The 19,515-nt window shown below is 70.4% G+C and carries 13 protein-coding genes; 5 read left to right on the top strand and 8 right to left on the bottom strand.

Annotated features, from left to right (window positions below; translation table 11 throughout):
- Positions 1–144: 144 nt before the first annotated feature.
- From ABIN76_RS09850 to ABIN76_RS09830, 5 genes are all read right to left on the bottom strand, one after another.
- Entirely contained in the window at positions 145–1,974 is a 1,830-nt protein-coding gene (locus ABIN76_RS09850; RefSeq protein WP_346959526.1) for an ABC-F family ATP-binding cassette domain-containing protein, read from the bottom strand.
- 89 nt (positions 1,975–2,063) lie between these two features.
- The gene (locus tag ABIN76_RS09845; RefSeq protein WP_346959525.1) at positions 2,064–3,026 is read right to left on the bottom strand and encodes a 4-(cytidine 5'-diphospho)-2-C-methyl-D-erythritol kinase; all 963 of its coding nucleotides are present in this window, start codon (positions 3,024–3,026) and stop codon (positions 2,064–2,066) included.
- Positions 3,027–3,084: 58 nt separating this feature from the next.
- Positions 3,085–3,996, bottom strand: a complete 912-nt coding sequence (gene rsmA, locus ABIN76_RS09840; RefSeq protein WP_346959524.1) for a 16S rRNA (adenine(1518)-N(6)/adenine(1519)-N(6))-dimethyltransferase RsmA — start codon at positions 3,994–3,996, stop codon at positions 3,085–3,087.
- Positions 3,997–4,137: 141 nt separating this feature from the next.
- Entirely contained in the window at positions 4,138–5,337 is a 1,200-nt protein-coding gene (locus ABIN76_RS09835; protein ID WP_346959523.1) for a ubiquitin-like domain-containing protein, read from the bottom strand.
- A 282-nt stretch (positions 5,338–5,619) separates the two neighbouring features.
- Complete coding sequence (locus tag ABIN76_RS09830; protein WP_346959522.1) at positions 5,620–6,537, bottom strand: TatD family hydrolase; 918 nt, start codon at positions 6,535–6,537, stop codon at positions 5,620–5,622.
- Positions 6,538–6,698: 161 nt separating this feature from the next.
- Between ABIN76_RS09830 and ABIN76_RS09825 the strand changes: the two genes are divergently transcribed.
- The 3 genes from ABIN76_RS09825 to ABIN76_RS09815 are packed head-to-tail and all read left to right on the top strand — an operon-like array spanning position 6,699 to position 11,715.
- Positions 6,699–7,811, top strand: coding sequence for a MoxR family ATPase (locus ABIN76_RS09825; RefSeq protein WP_346959521.1), 1,113 nt, complete (start codon positions 6,699–6,701; stop codon positions 7,809–7,811).
- A gap of 14 nt (positions 7,812–7,825) precedes the next feature.
- The gene (locus ABIN76_RS09820) at positions 7,826–9,223 is read left to right on the top strand and encodes a DUF58 domain-containing protein (RefSeq protein ID WP_346959520.1); all 1,398 of its coding nucleotides are present in this window, start codon (positions 7,826–7,828) and stop codon (positions 9,221–9,223) included.
- Entirely contained in the window at positions 9,220–11,715 is a 2,496-nt protein-coding gene (locus tag ABIN76_RS09815) for a DUF3488 and transglutaminase-like domain-containing protein (protein WP_346959519.1), read from the top strand. Before ABIN76_RS09820 ends, ABIN76_RS09815 begins: the two co-directional genes overlap by 4 nt.
- Here the strand turns inward: ABIN76_RS09815 and ABIN76_RS09810 are convergent.
- Both ABIN76_RS09810 and rsmI read right to left on the bottom strand, forming a co-directional pair.
- Complete coding sequence (locus ABIN76_RS09810) at positions 11,712–13,211, bottom strand: NAD-dependent succinate-semialdehyde dehydrogenase (protein WP_346959518.1); 1,500 nt, start codon at positions 13,209–13,211, stop codon at positions 11,712–11,714. The two genes, ABIN76_RS09815 and ABIN76_RS09810, sit on opposite strands and share 4 nt — an antisense overlap.
- Positions 13,212–13,409: 198 nt before the next feature.
- On the bottom strand, positions 13,410–14,231 hold the full coding sequence (gene rsmI, locus ABIN76_RS09805; protein WP_346959538.1) for a 16S rRNA (cytidine(1402)-2'-O)-methyltransferase: 822 nt from the start codon (positions 14,229–14,231) through the stop codon (positions 13,410–13,412).
- A gap of 179 nt (positions 14,232–14,410) precedes the next feature.
- Here rsmI and ABIN76_RS09800 point away from each other — a divergent pair, with 179 nt between their 5' ends.
- Both ABIN76_RS09800 and ABIN76_RS09795 read left to right on the top strand, forming a co-directional pair.
- The gene (locus ABIN76_RS09800) at positions 14,411–16,165 is read left to right on the top strand and encodes a phospholipid carrier-dependent glycosyltransferase (RefSeq protein ID WP_346959517.1); all 1,755 of its coding nucleotides are present in this window, start codon (positions 14,411–14,413) and stop codon (positions 16,163–16,165) included.
- A 61-nt stretch (positions 16,166–16,226) separates the two neighbouring features.
- On the top strand, positions 16,227–18,056 hold the full coding sequence (locus ABIN76_RS09795) for an AMP-dependent synthetase/ligase (protein ID WP_346959516.1): 1,830 nt from the start codon (positions 16,227–16,229) through the stop codon (positions 18,054–18,056).
- Positions 18,057–18,143: 87 nt separating this feature from the next.
- Here ABIN76_RS09795 and ABIN76_RS09790 read toward each other — a convergent pair whose 3' ends face one another.
- Positions 18,144–19,505, bottom strand: a complete 1,362-nt coding sequence (locus ABIN76_RS09790) for a TIGR01906 family membrane protein (RefSeq protein WP_346959515.1) — start codon at positions 19,503–19,505, stop codon at positions 18,144–18,146.
- Between the last annotated feature and the right edge of the window lie 10 nt (positions 19,506–19,515).

The raw sequence follows: 19,515 nt of genomic DNA, 5'->3' as shown, positions 1-19,515 counted from the left end.
CCGGCCGCTGGGCATGTCCCGTAGTCCTGCAGGGCGGAGGGGACATGCCCAATGCTGGAGCCGCGGACGGGGCATGTCCCGCAGTAACGCGGGCGCAGGTGCACTCGCCGGATCCGGCACCCAACGCAGGCCCCGGCAGGGTGCCTACTCGCCGAGGACTTCGAGGGCCTCGAGCCATTCGAGTTCGAGGGCCTCGCGTTCGGCGGCGAGTTCCTGGAGTCTGGCGTTCAGGGCGGCGAGCTCGTCGAACTTGGAGGCGTCCCCGGCACCGGCCGTCATCTGGGCGTGGATCTTGTCCTCCTGCTGCTGCAGCTTGCCGAGCTGGCGGTCAATCCGGTTCTTGGCCTTGCGGGCATCCCGCTTCTCGGCCTCGGACGGTCCGGCGGCCGCGGGGGCCGACGCTCCGCCCGCGGCGGTGACCGGGTTGCCGCCGCCGGTGATGGTGGAGCCGGCCAGCGCCGCCTCGCGCAGTTCGAGGTACTGGTCCACGCCGCGGGGCAGCGCCCGGATCTTGCCGTCGCCCAGCAGTGCCATCTGGTGGTCGGTGACGCGTTCGAGCAGGTAGCGGTCGTGGCTGACGACGACGAGGGTGCCCGGCCAGCCGTCCAGCACGTCCTCGACGGCGGCCAGGGTGTCGGTGTCGAGGTCGTTGGTGGGCTCGTCGAGCATTAGCACGTTGGGCTCCCCCACCAGCAGGCGCAGGAGCTGCAGCCGGCGGCGTTCGCCACCGGAGAGGTCCTTGACCGGAGTCCACTGCTTCTCGTTGGTGAAGCCCAGCTGCTCCACGAGCTGCCCGGCGGTGAATTCCTTGCCGCCGACGTTGAACGAGCGCTTTTCCCGCTCGATCACCTCGATGACCCGCAGGTCGGAGACGTCGTCGAGTTCCTTGACCTCCTGGGTCAGGACCGCGGTGACCACTGTCTTGCCCCGTTTCACCTTCCCGGAGCTGGGCTGGATCTCGCCGTTGAGCAGCTTCAGCAGCGTGGTCTTGCCGGCGCCGTTGACACCCACCAGGCCCAGCCGTTCCCCGGGGGCGAGCCGCAGCGTGATGTTGTCGAAGAGTTTCTGCCCGGCGTCGCCGCCGAGGAAGTCGAGGGAGACGTTCTCGAGGTCCAGGACGTCCTTGCCGAGCCGGGCGGTGGCCATCTTGCTCAGCGCCGTTGAGTCGCGCGGCTCGGGGACGTCCGCGATCAGGGCGTTGGCCGCCTCGATCCGGAACTTCGGCTTGGCCGTGCGCGCCGGGGCGCCGCGCCGGAGCCAGGCCAGTTCCTTCTTCACCAGCTGCTGGCGCTTGCTTTCCATCACGGACGCGGAACGGTCGCGTTCGGCGCGGGCCAGCACATAAGCGGCGTAACCGCCGTCGAACGGGTCCATAATGCCGTCGTGGATTTCCCAGGTCTTGGTACAGACTTCATCGAGGAACCAGCGGTCGTGGGTGACGACGAGGAAGGCGCCCTGGTTGGCCCGCCAGCGGGTCTTCAAGTGCCGGGACAGCCACGCGACGCCCTCGACGTCGAGGTGGTTGGTGGGCTCGTCGAGCATGATGACGTCGTGGTCCTCGATCAGCAGCTTGGCCAGCGCCACGCGCCGCTTCTGCCCGCCGGAGAGGGCATGCACGTTGGCGTGCCAGTCGACGTCGGACACCAGCCCGCCCATGATTTCGCGGATCCGCGGGTTGCGGGCCCATTCGTAGTCGGCCTGGTCCCCGACGATCGCGGCGCCGACGGTGAGGTCGCCGTCGAGCACGTCGCTCTGGTCCAGGTAGCCGATGTTGACCTCGCTGCGCTTGGTCACGCGGCCGGAGTCCGGGGTGGCGCGCATCGCCAGCAGCCGCATCAACGTGGACTTTCCGTCGCCGTTGCGGCCCACCATGCCGATCCGGTCGCCTTCTTCAAGGCCGAGGGTGATGCCGTTGAGGACGGTACGGGTTGCGTACGAGACCGTGAGGTTCTCGCCGCCGAGCAGGTGTGCCACGGGGAACTGCTTTCCTAGAGAAAAATATTGTTAAGCGAAGACGGGCGGACCCCGGCCCGGACGCCGGGCGGATCACGACCACAATCCTCTTAAAGGAGCGTATCGGAGATGATGCGTGCGCCGTGCACCGGGCCGTGGACCGCCAAGGCGTCAAGGCCGTGGTGGCGCAGGTCTTCGGCCAGTCCCTCGGCCGCGGCCGGGCTGTGGGCCAGCAGCGCCACGGTGGGGCCGGAGCCGGAGACGATTCCCGCGATCGCGCCGCAGGATTCACCCAGCCCCAGGACGTCGCGCAGTCCGGGTGCCAGCTCGATCGAGGCGCGCTGCAGGTCGTTGACCAGGACCCGGCTGAGCGCGTCGGCGTCGCCGCTGCGGAGGGCGGCGAGGACACGGGGATCGACGGCGGTGGGCGCCTCGATTTCCACCCCTTCGTCCGCGCGGAGCCGGTCGAGGGTTTTGTAGACCTCCGGGGTGGGCAGGCCGAAGTCCGCGGTGACGAGCACCCAGTCCGTCTGCGCCTTGACCAGCGCCGGGGAGAGCTCGTCGCCCAGGCCCAGTCCGACGGCGGTGCCTCCCAGCAGGGAGAACGGCACGTCGGCTCCGAGCTCGGCGGCGAGGTGGGCCAGTTCGTCCCGGGAGAGCCCGCTGTTCCACAGCGCGTCGCAGGCCAGCAGGGTGGCCGCGGCGTCGGCCGAGCCGCCGCCCATGCCCCCGGCGACCGGAACCCGTTTGGTGATTTCGAGGTGGACGCCGGTGGAGTGCTCCGAGACATCGGCCATGATGGCCGCGGCCTTGTACGCCAGGTTGCGCTCGTCGAGCGGGATGTCCACGCCGTCCAGGTCCAGGGTGCTGGCCGGGCTGATGCTGACCGTGATCCCGCCGGTGTCCGTGCTGGTGGCGGCGACCTCTTCATACAGGGACACCGCCAGGTACACGCTCGCCACCGAGTGGTAGCCGTCCGCGCGCAGCGGTCCGACATCCAGTGAGACGTTTACTTTGCCGGGTGCCTTGACCCGGACAGTCCTCGCGGAAAAGCGCCCTCTCACTGCGTTCATGGCTCCACGCTATGGCATGGCGGGCTGTGGCTCCAAGCAGGCGCCGCGGCAGCCCCGGTCAGGAGCCGGGCTGGGCGTGCGCTTCGGCGATGCGGGCGAAGGCGGCGATATCAAGGACTTCGCCCCGCGCGGTGGGGTCGACCCCGGCGGCCCGGAGGCAGCGTTCGGCTTCGGCAGCGCTGCCGGCCCAGCCGGCCAGCGCGGCCCGGAGGGTCTTGCGCCGCTGCGCGAAGGCCGCGTCGATCACGGCGAAGACCTGTTCCCGGGTGGCCGTGGTGGCCGGCGGTTCCCGGCGGGTGAAGGCGACGAGTCCGGAGTGGATCTTGGGCGCCGGCCAGAAGACGTTCATTCCGATCACCCCGGCCTTGCGCATGCCGCTGTACCAGGCAGCCTTGACGGACGGGACGCCGTAGGTCTTGGAACCCGGGGGCGCCGCGAGCCGGTCGGCGACCTCGTCCTGGACCATGACCAGGCCGTGCCGCAGGCTCGGGAAGTGCTGCAGCAGGTGCAGGACCACCGGCACCGCCACGTTGTAGGGAAGGTTGGCGACCAGCGCCGTCGGCTGTACCGGAAGCTCGGTCACCTTCATCGCGTCGGCGAGGACCAGGTGGAAGTCCGCGACGGCGTCGGGCCGCCACCGGGCGACGGTGGCGGGGAGCTTGCCGGCGAGGACCGGGTCGATCTCGACGGCGACGACCGACTTGGCGGCGTCCAGCAGGCCCAGAGTCAGCGAGCCGAGGCCCGGACCGACCTCCAGGACCGTCTCATCCGCGCTGATGTCCGCGGCGGCGACGATCCGCCGGATGGTGTTGCCGTCGATGACGAAGTTCTGGCCCAGCGTCTTGGTGGGGCGGACCCCGATTTCCTCGGCCAGCCTGCGGATGTCGGAGGCGCCCAGGAGCTGCGCGGGGGCGCCGGAGGGCAGGTTCGCGGCAGGGCCGGCCGGGGCGGAGGGGGTCGGTTCAGTCACCTAGGTATCCTATCCCGCGGCGGCAACGCACGAAGGCCGGCCCCGGAGTCGGGACCGGCCTTCGTGGGGCGCTCCGCGGCGGTGGTCAGCCGGTGCGGGAACCGTGGGTGTCTTGCCGGCCTCGCGGGCCGGAGCGGGGTGTCAGCTCGAGGCTGCCCAGCCGCAGCCCCAGGGCTGCAGGCCGCGCTGGGCGTAGACCCGGTTGGCGACGGCGATCTGCTGGGCCTTGCTGGCCTGGCTGGCGTTGGGTGCGTAGGCGCCGCCGCCGGAACCGAGCCAGGTCTGGATGTCGAACTGAAGTCCGCCGTAGTAGCCGTTGCCGGAGTTGATGGACCAGTTGCCGCCGGACTCGCACTGCGCGATCTTGTCCCACATGGCTACGTTCATCATCGCCGGGGCAGCGGCGCCGGTGTTGCCGCCAGTGCTGGCGGCTGCCGTGGCGGCCGCCTCCACTTTGGGCTTTTCCTTGGTGCCAATGCTGACCTTCTCGGTGACCGGCTCGCGGGTGACTTTCTGGGCCACGAGCGTCTTCGAGGCGATACGGCCGTCTACGAGGACCAGCTTGAAGCTCTTGCTGATGCTGCCGGCCACGCCGGCCTGGACGACCTTCTGCTCACCCTTGGGCAGGGCGGAGTCCTCGGCGGTCAGCGTCTCGAACGGGACGGCTTCGGTGGTGGCCGCCGTCTTGGTCACGTCGACGCGGGAGACCTTGACCACCATGTTGTTCACGACCGGGGCGTTGCCGGGCTGCGAGGTGCGGTCGCTGGCACCGAGTTTGACGCCGGCGTCGGCGAGGAGACCGCCGACGGTTGCCGCCGTCGTGGTGGTCTTCTTGGCTTTGCCGTCCGCCACGAGCGTGACGGCCTTCGGCGTCGTGATGCTCACGAACGAACCGGAGACGGCCAGCTGGGCGTCCTTGGGAACCGAAATCTCCGAGGCGGGGGCGACGCCGAGTTCAGTCACCAGCCCCTCAACGGTCGGGGATGTGGTGTTGATGGTCCGCTCCGCGCCGTCCAGGTTGACCTTGACGGCCTTGGCGAGGTTCACCTTGATGACAGATCCGTCCTGCACATGCGACTCAGCCGAGGGCGACACCTTGTCCGCTGCCTGCAGCTCCACCTTGGCGCCGCGGACCACCTGGCCGACGGTGCCGCCGAAAGTCTGGACGGAGCTCACTTTTCCGTCGACGTTGAGGGTGACCGTCTTGTTGTTGCCAACGAAGGCGACCAGGCCCAGCACGAGTGCCACGAGCACCACCAGCTGCGCACCGACCTTGACGAAGCTGAACTTGCCATCCGATGTGAAGAACTTGACCACGATTGCCCATATCTTTCGGACCATCCGGGCACGGGGAAAAGCGCGCACGTCTCCCCGGCGCAAACACCCCCAAGGGCAGTTCCGGACCAGGTCCGGATATTTGCGGAAAACGCGGGCACCGCCACACTTCCAAACGAGAGCGCACACGTGGATTCCTTGCCACGGTGCGCGCCCTGAGGGAGTGAAATTATCCGAAGGCCTTCCCCGACCCCGGCTAATAGTTGACCACTGTAACCGTAGCGTTATAAACCAACCAAGAATTTGTGCATACCCGGTATGTTGCCAGAGTGACGGCGGAGACGGGTTTTAGTCCCAGGATCCGTATGCTTGCACGGTATTTTCGGCCAGTTGGGCGCACAGCGCGGAGAGCTCCCGGCCTGTCAATTCGGCCATGGCCCGGACCGTGTACGGGACCATGTAACTGGCGTTCGGCCTCCCCCGGTGCGGGTGCGGAGTGAGGAACGGGGCGTCGGTTTCGACCAGGATCCGCGCCGGGTCGGCAATGGCCAGTGCCGCGCGCAGGTTCGCCGCGTTTTTGAAGGTCACGGTGCCGGCGAAGGACATGTACCAGCCCGCACTGTTGCAGATCCGGGCAAGCTCCTCGCCGCCGGAGAAGCAATGGAACACTACCCGCTCCGGGGCCCCCTCCTCGCGGAGCACCTGCACCACGTCATCGTGGGCGTCGCGGTCGTGGATCTGCAGCGTCAGGCCGAGCCGTTTGGCGATGTCGATATGGCGGCGGAACGAGTACCGCTGATGGGCCAGCCCTTCGCCCTCGGTGCGGAAGAAATCCAGCCCGGTCTCGCCGATGGCACGGATCCGCGGGTGCGCGGCGAGCGCTTCAATCTCCGCCAGCGCCTCCTCCAGCTCGCCGCGGGCGGCGTAGGCCGGGGCGTCGTTGGGGTGCAGCGCGACGGCGCCCAGCAGCCGGGCATCCTGCTCCACCGCCTGCACGGTGAAACGGGATGACTCCAGGTCGCACCCCACCTGCACGGCTCCCCCGACCCCGACGGCCTCCGCGGCGTCGAGGGCGTCCTTGATGCTGACCGCCGTTATGGCGTCCGGAAAGTCCAGGTGGGTGTGGTTGTCCATCACCGGCACGGGCAGCGGCTCCGGGGCCGGCGGATACGGTTTCCGGCCGGACGGGCCGGTTTCGGACGAAGCGCCGCCGGTTCCGTCGCTGCCGGTCGCGCGGTAGGGGGCGGGGGTCAGCGGGTTGCACATCCTTCCAGCCTAGCCGCGGCCCGGGCTCAGAATTACCCCGGAACTCTCTGTCTGCTTTGTCAGTTGTGTTAGTACGCTGATACCAAGACAGGCGTGCACCAGAGGCGGGACCGGCTTTCCTGCCGCTCCGCCCGGGCCGCACCAGGGCTGAAAGGCTGCCGATGGACTACCACCGACGCACCTCCGTGGACGAAGCACTGCCCGAGCCGCAGGACTTTCCTGACGGAGCCGGTGAGACACGCGCCGCCGCGGTGGGACCCGGCGCCCGGAAACACGGGGCCGCACTGCCCCCGCCGATGGAGGCCGCGGCGTTCCATGCCGCCAGCGAGCGCATCCTGCGCGCCATCAACACCGTGATTGACGGCAAGGCCGAGGCTGCCAAACTGGCCCTGACCGTGCTGCTCGCGCAGGGGCACCTGCTTCTCGAGGACGTTCCGGGCGTCGGCAAGACGCTGCTGGCCAAGACCCTGGCGCGCACCATCGACTGCTCGGTCAGCCGGATCCAGTTCACCCCGGACCTGCTGCCCTCCGACGTCACGGGCGTGTCCATCTACAATCAGGCCTCCCGGATGTTCGAGTTCCGGCCCGGGGCGGTGTTCGCCAACATCGTGATCGGCGACGAGATCAACCGCGCCTCGGCCAAAACCCAGTCCGCCCTGCTGGAATGCATGGAGGAACACCAGGTCACGGTGGACGGGAACTCCTACCAGCTGGACGAACCCTTCATGGTGGTGGCCACGCAGAATCCGATCGAGATGGAGGGCACCTACCCGCTCCCGGAAGCGCAGCGGGACCGGTTCATGGCCCGCATCTCGATGGGCTACCCGGACCGGGACGCCGAGATGGAGATGCTTGAAACCCACCAGGCCACGTCCCCGCTGACCCGGGTCACGGCCGTGGTCAGCGCGGACGAGGTGGCCTCCATGATCGCCACCGTCCAGCAGGTGTACGTTTCCCGCTCGATCAAGGAATACACCGTGGCCCTGGGACGTGCCACCAGGGAGAGCACCCTGCTGCGGCTGGGCGCGAGCCCCCGGTCCATGCTGCAGCTGCTCCGCGCGGCGAAGGCCACCGCCGCCCTGGAGGGCCGGGACTTCGTGCTGCCGGACGACGTGGTGAGCGTCGCCGAATCGGTGCTGGCGCACCGGATCATCCTGGACCGCAAGGCCGCCGGCACCGGGGAGACCCCGCAGAGCGTGATCCGCTCGATCCTGGCGAAGGTGCCGGTGGGCCAGGACGCGGTGCGGCCCTCGACCCAGCCCACCGGACGCTAGGGGCGGACGCGGCCGTGGCGTTGCTGGACCTGTTCCCGAGGCACATCTTCAGCTCCCGCGGCTGGGGCCTGCTGGGGGCGGGCGTGTTCTCGCTGCTGGCCGCGCAGGTGATGGGGCGCCGCGACCTGCTGGCGCTGGCGCTCCTGTTGCTGGTCCTGCCGCTGTTGTCCCTCGCCGGGACCCGTGTGCTCAAGCCCCGGTTCCGGGTCTACCGCGAATTCAGCCCGTCCCCGGTGGAGACTTCGGCCACCACGACGGTCCGGCTGGCGGTGGCCCGCACCGGGCCCGGATCCGGCCAGGCCCTGATGGAGGAGCAGCTGCCGGACCGGTTCGGACACTCCCCGGTGTTCCGCTTTCCGGCGCGGACCGCCGCCGCGGGGACCAGCCGCTACGAATACCAGCTACGGAGCGCCAAACGCGGCCAGTTCCTGATCGGGCCAGTCACGGCCGAATTCAGCGACCCCTTCGGGCTTTCCGTCCACCGCCACGCAATCGACGACGGCGATCTGCTCACGGTGACGCCGGCCGCCGTCGAGCTCCCGGTGACCGGGCTGGCCGGCGCACGCGGCAGCGACGGCGTCACCGCGACCCGGATCCGCGCCAACCCCAGCGACGATGACATCATGACCCGCGAGTACCGGCACGGCGATCCGATGCGCCGGGTGCACTGGGCGGCGACGGCCCGCCACGGCGCCCTGATGGTGCGCCAGGAGGAATCGGTCACCACACCGGAGGCCACGATCATCCTGGACCAGCGGTTCCACGCCTTCGCCCAGGGCGCCGGGTACGTTTCCGGCGGCGCCGCGGACGGCCACGAACTGGTCACCAGCGACGCCTTCGAATGGGCCGTCACAGCCATCATGTCCATCAGCACCCACCTCGGTGAACGCAACTACGCGCTGCGCTGCCTGGACCCCGCCGGCGAGCCCGCCTTCCTGAATTCGCCCTCGGCGCCGGAACCGGACACCGACGAGTTCACCGGGGCCGGCGGCCTGCAGTCCATTGCCGAGAGCCTGGCCGCCATCGCGCTCAGCGGTCCCCGGCACGCCCCGTCCGACGCCGGGCCGCAGCCTTTCGACGACCGGCTGATGGACAAGCTCTCCGCGCACCGGCTTCGCGGACCCATCCTCGCCATCCTCGGGCGCCTCACTCCGGCAGAGGCCCGGGCGCTGGCGCCGGCGGCAGGCTTCGGCGCGAATGCCTTCGCCTTGCTGGTCACCGACCGTCCGTCCGACGCCGGACCGGTCCTGGAGATCCTCCGCCGCGGGGGCTGGCGCGCGGCGTCCGTCACCGCGGCCACCCCGCTGCCGGCCGCCTGGTCAGCCTTCGACCAGGGCGGCGCCGGGCAACAGGGCGCCGCCGGGCTCCAGGCCGCCGCCGAGGTCCGGCGCGCTGCGGGAGGCCGGCGATGACCCTGACTCCGCAGCGCAGCGTGGCCCCGGAAGCGCCCGGTACCGGAACGCCGGCTGCCTCCGGCGGGGCGGGCCGGACCGGGGCCGGCGTCGAACCCTGGGCCATGGGGGTCGCGGTCGCGCTGGCCGTCGCAGGCGCCGCGTTGGGCCTCAACGGCGTGCTGCGCGGCTGGGCCTGGTACCCATCGGTGCTGACCACGGTGTTCACCGTCGCGCTGGCCATGGCGGCGCTCCGGGCCCTGCGGCTGCGCGGGTTCCTGGTCGGCGCCGGCGGCTTCGTGGCACTGGCCCTGGTCCTCACCTCGACATTCTTCCGGCAGCACAGCATCGCCGGTTTCATCCCCTCTTCGGACACCATGACCCAGCTGCAGCGCTACCTCCGGCGGGCCAGCGAGACGGTGTTGGCCGAGAGCTCCCCGGTGGCTCCGAACGCCGGGATCGTGCTGCTGGTCTGCGGGGTGCTCGGCCTGGTGGTCATCCTGGTCGACGCCCTGGCCGTCCCGCTCGCCCTGCCGGCAACCAGCGGCCTCGGCGTCCTGGCGGTCCTGGTGGTGCCGGCCATGGTGAAACCACAGAGCGTGGGCTGGCTGGGGTTCGCCGGTGCCGCGGCAGGCTTCCTGATGATCCTGGCCTGCAGCCACTGGTTCCATCCGACCTCCCGGACCCGGGTGGACACGGCACGCGACCCCGGCCAGCTCAAACGCGCCACCCTCACCGGAGCCATGGCACTGGCCCTGACCCTGCTGTTCCAGCTGGTCATCCCGGGCTTCGACCAGGGCACCTTCCCGCAGGGATCCCGGCTGAATCCCTGGGGCCCGGCCAGCGGCCTAAACCCGATGATCAGCCTCGGCAACAACCTGCGCAGTCCCACGGGAGACGGGCGGATCACCTATGCCACCAGCGCCGCCCAGGCGCCGTATCTCCGCTCCGTCACAGTGGACAGCTTCGAGGGCGACGCGTGGTCCCCGGATGACCGTGACTCCGGCCGGCGGCCGGGCACCGGAAGGATCGACCCGGGCCCGGAATCCAACGTCGAGGAACAGCTCAGGGTGGTCACGGCCGTAAATGCCGGCCAGTTCACCAGCCCCTACCTGCCGGTCCCCTACGCGCCCCAGGCGGTGAACGGCCTGACCGGCCGGTGGAGCTGGGACCCGGCAACCCTGAGCATCAAGGGCTTGGACACCAACTCGCGCAACCAGCAGTACGTGGTGACGTCGGTGGCCCCCAAGCTGACCCGGGCCGTGCTGGCGGAGTCCCCGGACCGGGTGCAGGGGGTGCCGGACGTTTTCACCCGGACCCCCGCCAACGTTCCGCAGATCGTGCGGCAAACGGCCGAGAGCGTCACCGCGGGAAGCGGCAGCAATTACGCCAAGGCCATGGCGATCCAGAATTACCTGCGCTCCGCGGAGTTCAGCTACTCGCTCCAGTCCCCCGTGCAGGGCGGCTACGACGGCAACGGGTTGTCCGTGCTGGCGGACTTCCTGACCCAGAAGAGCGGCTACTGCATCCATTTCTCCTCGGCGATGGCCGTGATGGCGCGGCTGGAGGGGATTCCCAGCCGGATCGCCGTCGGCTACGCCCCGGGCCGCGTCACCGGGTCCACCGTGTCGATCGCCGGTCAGGGGGCGCTGCCCGAATACGAGGTCGACGCCCGCGACGCGCATGCCTGGCCCGAACTCTACTTCCAGGGCGTGGGCTGGGTGGCCTTCGAGCCGACACCCTCCCGCGGCGTGGTGCCGGCCTACGCCACGGAGCCTGCGGCGCCCAGCGGGGCCAGCACCAACGAAAACAACGACGGTTTGATCCCGGAGGATGACCCGAAGCCCACGTCGGCGCCCGCGCCGGTACCGCTGCCGGCGCCCGCCGTCGCGGGCGGGGGCGGCTCCGGCAGCACGCTGCCGGCGCTGCTGTACGGCGCCGGCGGGGTGCTGCTGGTCCTGCTGCTGCTGGCGGCGCCGGCGCTGCTCCGCGGCGGTGTGCGGCGGCGGCGGCTCAACGCGTCAGCGACCGGCGCGGCCGGGTCCGCGGTGCCGGCCTGGGAAGAACTGCGGGATCTCGCCACGGACTTCCGGGTCGCGCCGCAGAGCAGCGAAACACCGCGGCACTTTGCAGCGCGGCTACGCGGTTCAGCGGCGCTGGGCGAAGCGGGCGGGGTGGACGCACCAGCGCACGCTGCTGTGGACTCCCTGACCGGCGACTACGAACGCCAGCAGTACGGCCGCCCGGACACGGGCTCCCCCGCCGGTGTGCCACTGCCCGGCGGCGCCTCCGCGGACAGGATCGCAGCGGTGCAGGACGCGCTGCGGGCGCACGCGTCGTGGAGCACGCGGCTGCGCGCCACCTGGCTGCCGCCCTCGCTGACGGCCCGCTTGCGGCGCCGGGTGTCGACGCCGCGCGCCGCGGCGCCGGGGCCCGGGAGGGGTGCCGGGCACGGCGCCGCGGGGTCCTGGTCCAGGCTCCGCGGCGCCGTCCGCCAGCTGCGCCGGAACTAGCCGGCGTAGGGGTCGGCGATGCCGATGTACTGGGTGTAGAGGTACTCCTCGATGCCTTCGAGGCCGCCCTCGCGTCCCAGGCCGGACTGCTTGACTCCGCCGAACGGTGCGGCCGCGTTGGACACCACGCCGGCATTCAGTCCCAGCATGCCGGTTTCCAGGCGTTCACCCATCCGGATGCCCCGGTTCAGGTCCTTGGTGAAGACGTAGGCCACCAGGCCGTACTCAGTGTTATTCGCGAGCCGGACGGCCTCGTCCTCGGTGTCGAAGGTGATGATCGGGGCGACGGGGCCGAAGATCTCCTCGGTCAGGATCCGGGTGCCCTCGGTAACGCCCTTGAGGATCGTGGGCTGGTAGAAGTAGCCCGGACCCTCGACGGCGGAGCCGCCCAGCACCGTGACGGCGCCCGCGGAGACCGCGTCGGTGACCAGCTCGTGGACCTTGTCGCGGCTCTTGGCGTCGATCAGCGGGCCCACCTTGGAGTCCGACTCGGTGCCGCGGGCCGTGGTCATGTCCTTCATCTTCGCGGCGAATTTCTCCGCGAACTCGTCGGCCACGGACTCGTGCACAATGAACCGGTTCGCCGCGGTGCAGGCCTCGCCCATGTTCCGCAGCTTCGCCAGCATCGCCCCGGCCACGGCCGCGTCAACGTCGGCGTCCCCGAACACCACGAACGGTGCGTTGCCGCCCAGCTCCATCGAGGTCCGCAGCACGGTCTCGGAAGCGTCCGCGAGCAGCCGCCGGCCAACTTCAGTGGAGCCGGTGAAGGAGAGCTTGCGCAGCCGGGAGTCCTTGATCAGCGGCCCGGTGGTGGCACCGGCGGTGGAGGTGGGGATCAGGTTCAGCACGCCGGCAGGCAGGCCGGCCTCGAGCATCACGGCGGCGAAGAGCTGCGAGGTCAGCGGGGTCAGGTTCGCGGACTTGAGCACCATGGTGCAGCCGGCCGCGACGGCCGGGGCCACCTTGCGGGTGGCCATGGCCAGCGGGAAGTTCCACGGCGTGATCAGCAGGCAGGGCCCCACCGGCTTCTTCGTCACCAGAAGCCGGGACTTGCCGTCCGGGGACACCGAGTAGCGCCCGAACGCGCGGACGGCCTCCTCGGAAAACCAGCGCAGGAACTCGGCGCCGTAGGTGACTTCGCCGCGGGCCTCGGCCAGCGGCTTGCCCATTTCGAGGGTCATCAGCAGCGCGAAGTCCTCGGCCCGTTCCGTGACGAGTTCGAAGGCGCGGCGCAGGATCTCACCGCGCTCCCGCGGCGGGACCTTGGCCCAGGACTCCTGCGCGGCAGCGGCGGCGTCCAGGGCCGCGGCGCCGTCCTCGGGGCCGGCGTCGGCGAGGCTCAGCAGCACCTTGCCGGTGGCGGGATCCTCGACGTCGAAGGTCTTGCCGGACGCGGCCGGGCGCCACTGCCCGTCAATCAGCAGGCCTGTCGGCACGGTGGCCAGCAGTGCGGCCTCACGCTCCGCGGTAACGGTGGGCTGGGCAGTTACAGTCACAATGACTCCCTCGTCGGCAATGGGTTGGAAAAAATCGATGATCGGCGCCCGCGCCGTCGTGCGCCGCGGGGCTGGACTACTGCCACGGTACTGCCGGATTCTCCGGAGTGTCTACGCTTGCGCGCACTAGCCCCCGCAGGTTTTGCTGTGCAGCTGCACAAGGTCGATCCGCGTCCCGCCGGGGCTGCGGGGCCCGGGTCAGCGCGCGGCGAGGACCGCCGAATACAGTTCGCGCTTGCTGACCCTGGCGTCCTCCGCGACGGCGGCGACGGCTTCCTTGAGCCGGATGCCCTGCGCGATCAGCGCATTCACGGCAGCGACCTGGTCCTCCGGTTTGCCGGGCTCCCGTTCCGGCGCGCCGCCCACGACGACGGCGATCTCGCCTCGGACCTCGTTCGCCTCGGTCCATTCGAGGAGTTCACGCAGGGTTCCGCGGATGACCTCTTCGTAGGTCTTGGTCAGTTCCCGGCAGATGGCCGCGCGGCGGTCTGCGCCGAAGCGTTCGTGCAGGGCGCGGAGCATGGGCTCCAGCCGGTGCGGCGCCTCGAAGAACACCATGGTGCGCCGTTCGGCGTCGAGGTCCGCGAGCCGGGAGGCGCGTTCGCCGGCTTTGCGCGGCAGGAATCCCTCGAAGCAGAAGCGGTCGGTCGGCAGGCCGGACAGGGCGAGCGCGGTCAGCACGGCCGAGGGGCCGGGGACGGCGGTGACAGTGAGGCCGGCGGCGACGGCGCCCTCCACCAGCCGGAAGCCCGGGTCCGAGACCGAGGGCATGCCGGCGTCGGTCACCATGACCAGCGTTTTCCCGGACCGCACCTGGTCCAGCAGCTCGCCGGTCTTGGCCGCCTCGTTGTGCTCGTGGTAGCTGATCACCCGGCCGGCCACAGTGATGCCGAGGCTTTGGACCAGCCGGTGCAGCCGCCGGGTGTCCTCGGCGGCGACGATGTCTGCCGTCTCCAGCAGTCCGATCAACCGGGCGGAGGCGTCCCCGACGTTGCCGATCGGGGTGGCGGCCAGCACGATCCGGCCCGGACCGGCGGCCGTCCCCGCTGCCGGAGCCGCGGCGGCGTCGGCTGCGGACGGAGCCGCGTCGGCGGCGGCCGGGGCCGGTGAAGTACTCGGTGACGTGCGTTGTTCTGGATCCACCCCACCAGCCTACTGCCGGGCGCGCGGGACCGACGATCACGGCCGCGAAAGGTAGCATGGGCAACGTGACGCAGACCCCCATGCGGCCTGCCGAGGCCGGTTCAGCCGCATCGGTGCCCGCCGATGCCAGCCCGGACAACCCCCGCCCCGCCCGCAGCCCGGACCCTGCCGGTGCCGGGCGCAACCTTGAGGGGCACCGCTGGATCCGCCGCCCCGGCGAGGCGTTCACCGCCGAGGCGCTCACGGAACGGCTGGTCGGCAATATCCGCAGTTGGCGGGACTATCCGCCGTCGCTGCGCCTCTGGTTCTGGCTGATCCCCGCCCTCACCGCGCTGCTGGGCGGCATCCTGCGCTTTGTCCGGCTGGATTCCCCGCACAACCTGGTGTTCGACGAAACCTACTACGTCAAGGACGGGTACTCGTTCCTGGTCAGCGGCTACGAGCGTGCCTGGCCGGACAAGGCCAACGATTCCTTCATCGCGGGCAACCCCGGGGTGCTGCTGGACAGCCCGGAGTACGTGGTCCACCCGCCGGTCGGCAAGTGGATGATCGCCGCCGGGATGTGGCTCTTCGGCCCGGAAAACTCCTTCGGCTGGCGCTTCGGGGCGGCCCTGACGGGCACCCTCTCCATCTTCCTGCTCGCCCTGATCGCCCAGAAGCTCTTCCGCTCCCTCACCCTGGGCGCCGTGGCCGGCGTGCTGCTGGCGGTGGACGGGCACCACCTCGTGATGTCCCGCACCTCGCTGCTGGACATCTTCCTGATGTTCTGGATCCTTGCCGCCTTCGGTGCGCTGCTGATGGACCGCGACGACGGCCGGCGACGGCTCGCGGCCCGGCTCGGCAGGCAGGCCGCGGCCTCCGCGGACGGCCAGCCCTCCCGGCTGCAGCTCGCCGCCGGGCCGTGGCTGGGCATCCGCTGGTGGCGGCTAGCCGCCGGCGTGTGCCTCGGCCTGGCCGTCGGGACCAAATGGTCCGCCTTGTTCTTCCTGGCCGGCTTCGGGCTGATGACGGTGCTGTGGGACCTGAGCGCGCGCCGGATCGCCGGTGTCCACGGCTGGATTACCGGCGGCATCCTCAAGGACGGCATCGGCGCCTTCCTGAGCATCGTCCCGGTCGCGGGCCTGGTCTACCTGGCCACCTGGGCCGGCTGGTTCCGCTCCAGCAACGCGTACTTCCGGCACTGGGCCGAGACCAACCCGTCGGCGGACTGGGGCTGGCTGCCCGATTCGCTCCGCTCGCTGGCCCACTACCACCTCGAGGCTTACAAGTTCCATCAGGGCCTGAGCGCCGAACACCCCTACGAGGCGAGCGCCTGGAGCTGGCTGGTGATGGGGCGCCCCACCTCCTTCTTCTATGAATCGTCCAAGCAGGGCACCGCCGGCTGCGAGCTGCCCAACTGCACGTCCGCCATCCTCTCGGTCGGCAACCCGCTGATCTGGTGGAGCGCGGCGGTCTGCCTGGGCGTCCTGCTCTTCTGGTGGGCCGGCCGCCGCGACTGGCGGGCCGGGGCCGTCCTGGCCGGTGTGGCCGCCGGCTACCTGCCCTGGTTCATGTACCCGGAACGCACCATGTTCTTCTTCTACGCGGTATCTTTCGAACCGTTCCTGGTGCTCGCCCTGGTGTACTGCCTGGGTCTGGTCCTGGGCCGGCGCAGCGACCCGCTCTGGCGGCGCCGCTCCGGCCTCTACCTCGTCGCGTTGTTCGTCGTCGCGGCCGTACTGCTCTCGGCCTTCTTCTACCCGGTCTGGACCGCGGAGCTGATTTCGTACCAGGACTGGCGGCTGCGGATGTGGATGCCGTCCTGGATCTAGGGCAGGATAACTAGCGGAGCCCGCGTCCGCCGGGCCGCGGACCGGAACGGGAGACATGGTTGTGAGAGAAGCTAGCACCGCACTGCTCGTCGAGCTGGACCCGGCGAGCAACGTGACGGACCTGCTGCTGGAGCAGCACGGCAAGGATCCGGTGCACGCCCTCTACTCCCGCAAGGGCCCGTCCGGCTGGACCGACATTCCGGCCCGGCAGTTCCTGGATGCGGTCAAGGCCTTGGCCAAGGGCCTGATTGCCGGCGGCCTCACTCCGGGTGAGACGGTCGCCGTCATGTCCGCCACCCGCTACGAATGGACCGTGGTGGACTTCGCCATCTGGTTCGCCGGCGGCGTCACCGTGCCCATCTACGAGACCTCCTCCGCCAGCCAGGTCGAATGGATCCTGCACGACTCCGGCGCCCGCCGCGTCTTCGTCGAAGACCAGGTGAAGGCCACCCTGGTCCAGGGCGTCCTGGACGGCTCCGGCCTGCTCGCGGGCCGGCTGCTCGGCGTCGTCCGGATGGACTACGACGGCGCCGCCCCGAACCTCGCCAGCCTCGCGGCGGCCGGCGCCGGGGTCAGCGATGCCGAACTGGAGCGGCAGCGCTCCGCGGCTGGCCTGGCCGATGTCGCCTCGCTGGTCTACACCTCCGGCACCACCGGTCGGCCCAAAGGCTGCGAAATCACGCACGGCAACTTCGCCCTCGTCGCGAAGAACATCGTCCTGTTCCTGCCGGAAATCCTGCTCCAGGAACACACCCGCACGCTGATGTTCCTCCCGCTGGCCCACGTGCTGGCCCGCGCCGTGCAGGTGATCTGCCTGACCGCCGGCACCACGCTGGGCCACACCTCCAACGCCAAGGAACTGCTGGAGGATCTTGGCACCTTCCAGCCCACGTTCCTGCTAGTGGTGCCCCGGATCTTTGAGAAGGTCTACGCCGGAGCCGAGCACAAGGCGGCGCTGGCCGGCAAGGACCGTCTCTTCGAGGCGGCCGCCGCCGTCGCGATCGACTACTCGAAAGCCCTTGATGCCGCGGCACGCGGCGAGGGCGCCGGCCCCGGCTGGGTGCTGCGCGCCAAGCACGCCGTCTTCGACCGGCTGCTGTACCCGAAACTGCGGCAGGCGTTCGGTGGCAGCCTGGGCTACACCGTCTCCGGGGCGAGCCCGCTCAGTTCGCATGACGCGCACTTCTTCCGCGGCGCCGGCGTGCCCGTGCTGGAAGGCTACGGCCTGACCGAGACCACGGCACCGTGCACGGCCAACACCCCGGCCCGCACCAAGGTAGGCACCGTGGGTATCCCGGTGCCGGGCACCACCATCAGGATTGCCGACGACGGAGAGATCCTGGTCAAGGGCATCGGCGTCTTCAAGGGCTACCACGCCAACGCGGCGGCCAACGCCGAGGCCTTTGTGGACGGGTTCTTCCGCACCGGCGACCTGGGCTCCCTCGATGCGGACGGTTTCCTCACCATCACCGGGCGGAAGAAGGACCTGCTGGTCACCGCCGGCGGGAAGAACGTGGCGCCCGGACCGCTGGAGGAGAAGATCCGCGAGCACCAGCTGGTGGCGCAGGCCGTGGTGGTCGGTGACGGGCGGCCGTTTGTGTCGGCCCTGGTCAACCTGGACCCGGAAGGCCTGGAGAACTGGTGCGCCGCGCAGCGTGTGCCCGTCATGGGGACCGCCGAGGCGGCGGCCAACGAGCAGGTCCGCGCGGCCATCCAAGCAGCCGTCGACGCGGCCAACACCCTGGTGTCCAAGGCAGAGTCGATCCGCAGCTTCGTGGTGCTCGACGCCGACTTTACCGTCGAGTCCGGGCACCTGACACCGTCCCTGAAGCTCAAGCGCTCCGCCGTCGTGCGCGATTTCGAGGCACAGATCAACCGGATCTACGGCTAGGGTCTTCGGTTACGGGGCGGCGCACGCAAAAGCGGCCGGCACCGCAGTGCCGGCCGCTTTGCTGTGCCGTGGTTGGTCCGGGTCCTGCTAGCCGCGGTCCTGCTGCTTCTGCTGCTTCTGCTCCAGCTTCTGCTCGAGCGTCGGGTCCTGCGCCGCGCCGGTGTCGGTGTGCCCATCGCTGCCGGCGGGGCTGTCCCCGGCGCCGTTACGGTTGCGCTTGAAGCGGCGGCCCCTGGGCTCGGCCGGATCCGTGGAGGCTGCGGCGTCCGACGCTTCCGACCCGTCCGCGGCGGCCTCGGCAGCACGCCGCCGGGGCGGCAGTCCGCGGCGTTTGCGGGTGGGCCAGGTGAGGATCAGGGTAAGGAGGGCGGCCAGGAGGACGAGCGCGCCGATCACGATCCCGGCGTCCACCCAGAACTGGCCGGGGAACAGCCGGATCAGCGTGTCCTCCAGGGAGAAGGTCCAGGTGCCGTTGGCGAAGAAGATTCGGTGGAACTCGGTGAAGAACTGCTCCCAGCCCAGCACCGCGAGCACACCAAGGCCGACGATGATCACCAGGGTGACGATCGAACCGGCGAACAGCCCGCGGCGGACTCCCCCGGTGCTGCGGCGGCGCAGGTAGAGAATGGCAACCAGGCTGAGCAGGATCAGCAGGGCGCCGGCGCCGAAGGCGGACAGAATCACGAGCTTGACGTCGGCCATGTGGCTGACTTCGCCTTGCTTGAACAGCGGTTCCCCGGCGCGGTTGACCAGCTCCCCGAGGTACCGCGGACCGGACCAGTTGCTCAGGTAGTCGACCGCGTAGGAACCGTAGGTCATCCGGTCGTCGGTGCTGAAGCCGTAGCCGTCCCCCGGGAAGCCCGGGCGGTTGTACTCGACCCAGAGGAACAGCGGGCTGGTCACGGCGCGGACCGCCAGGACCAGCAGGATGACCGGGTAGCAGACCGCGAGCAGGACCTGCATCACCCGGGGCGCGACGGGCTTGGCGTTGGCGGCGTGTTCCCGCTCGGCGTTGCGCCGTTCTACCTCCTCCTGCGGCGGCCGGACCTGCAGCGCTGAGGTGGGCAGCGACTCGCTGAAGTGTTCCGCTGCCGGCCCGTCGGTTGTGGCTGTAGTGGCTCCGGCGGATGCGCCCGCACTGCTGGCTGCGCCGGCGTCGGCGGCCCTCCGCTCGGCGCGGCGGCCCTGGCGTTCGCCTGCGGAGGGGGTCCGGTCGGAATCCACCGCACCGGGCACCGGGATCCCGGACCCGGCTGCCGGGGCCGCATCGCCTAGTTCAGCGTCCGGTGTCGGGCTGGTCCGCCCGGTGTCCGGGGTCCCGGAGGCGGCGTCGGCCCGCTTGCCCGCGGCGGCCGGCTTCATCCACTCGAAAGCGGGCTCGCCGGCGTCGTCGGCAGGGTCCAGGTCCGGATCCTGCCGATTCGGAGGGGTGGGACTTTTTTCCGTCACTGCAGCTTCG

Origin of the sequence: uncultured Arthrobacter sp., assembly GCF_964021775.1 — a bacterium.
In the GTDB taxonomy this organism is placed as follows: domain Bacteria; phylum Actinomycetota; class Actinomycetes; order Actinomycetales; family Micrococcaceae; genus Arthrobacter.
The sequence above is the reverse complement of the archived record's forward strand: the minus strand, read 5'-3'. Positions and strand labels throughout refer to the sequence as shown.

What these genes read in the sequence shown, in the direction of transcription:
- ABIN76_RS09825 (WP_346959521.1), top strand. Translation starts at nt 6,699, where the DNA reads ATGGACTACCACCGACGCACCTCCGTGGACGAAGCACTGCCCGAGCCG.
- ABIN76_RS09845 (WP_346959525.1), bottom strand. Translation starts at nt 3,026, where the DNA reads ATGAACGCAGTGAGAGGGCGCTTTTCCGCGAGGACTGTCCGGGTCAAG.
- ABIN76_RS09815 (WP_346959519.1), top strand. Translation starts at nt 9,220, where the DNA reads ATGACCCTGACTCCGCAGCGCAGCGTGGCCCCGGAAGCGCCCGGTACC.
- ABIN76_RS09800 (WP_346959517.1), top strand. Translation starts at nt 14,411, where the DNA reads ATGGGCAACGTGACGCAGACCCCCATGCGGCCTGCCGAGGCCGGTTCA.
- ABIN76_RS09835 (WP_346959523.1), bottom strand. Translation starts at nt 5,337, where the DNA reads ATGGTCCGAAAGATATGGGCAATCGTGGTCAAGTTCTTCACATCGGAT.
- ABIN76_RS09830 (WP_346959522.1), bottom strand. Translation starts at nt 6,537, where the DNA reads ATGTGCAACCCGCTGACCCCCGCCCCCTACCGCGCGACCGGCAGCGAC.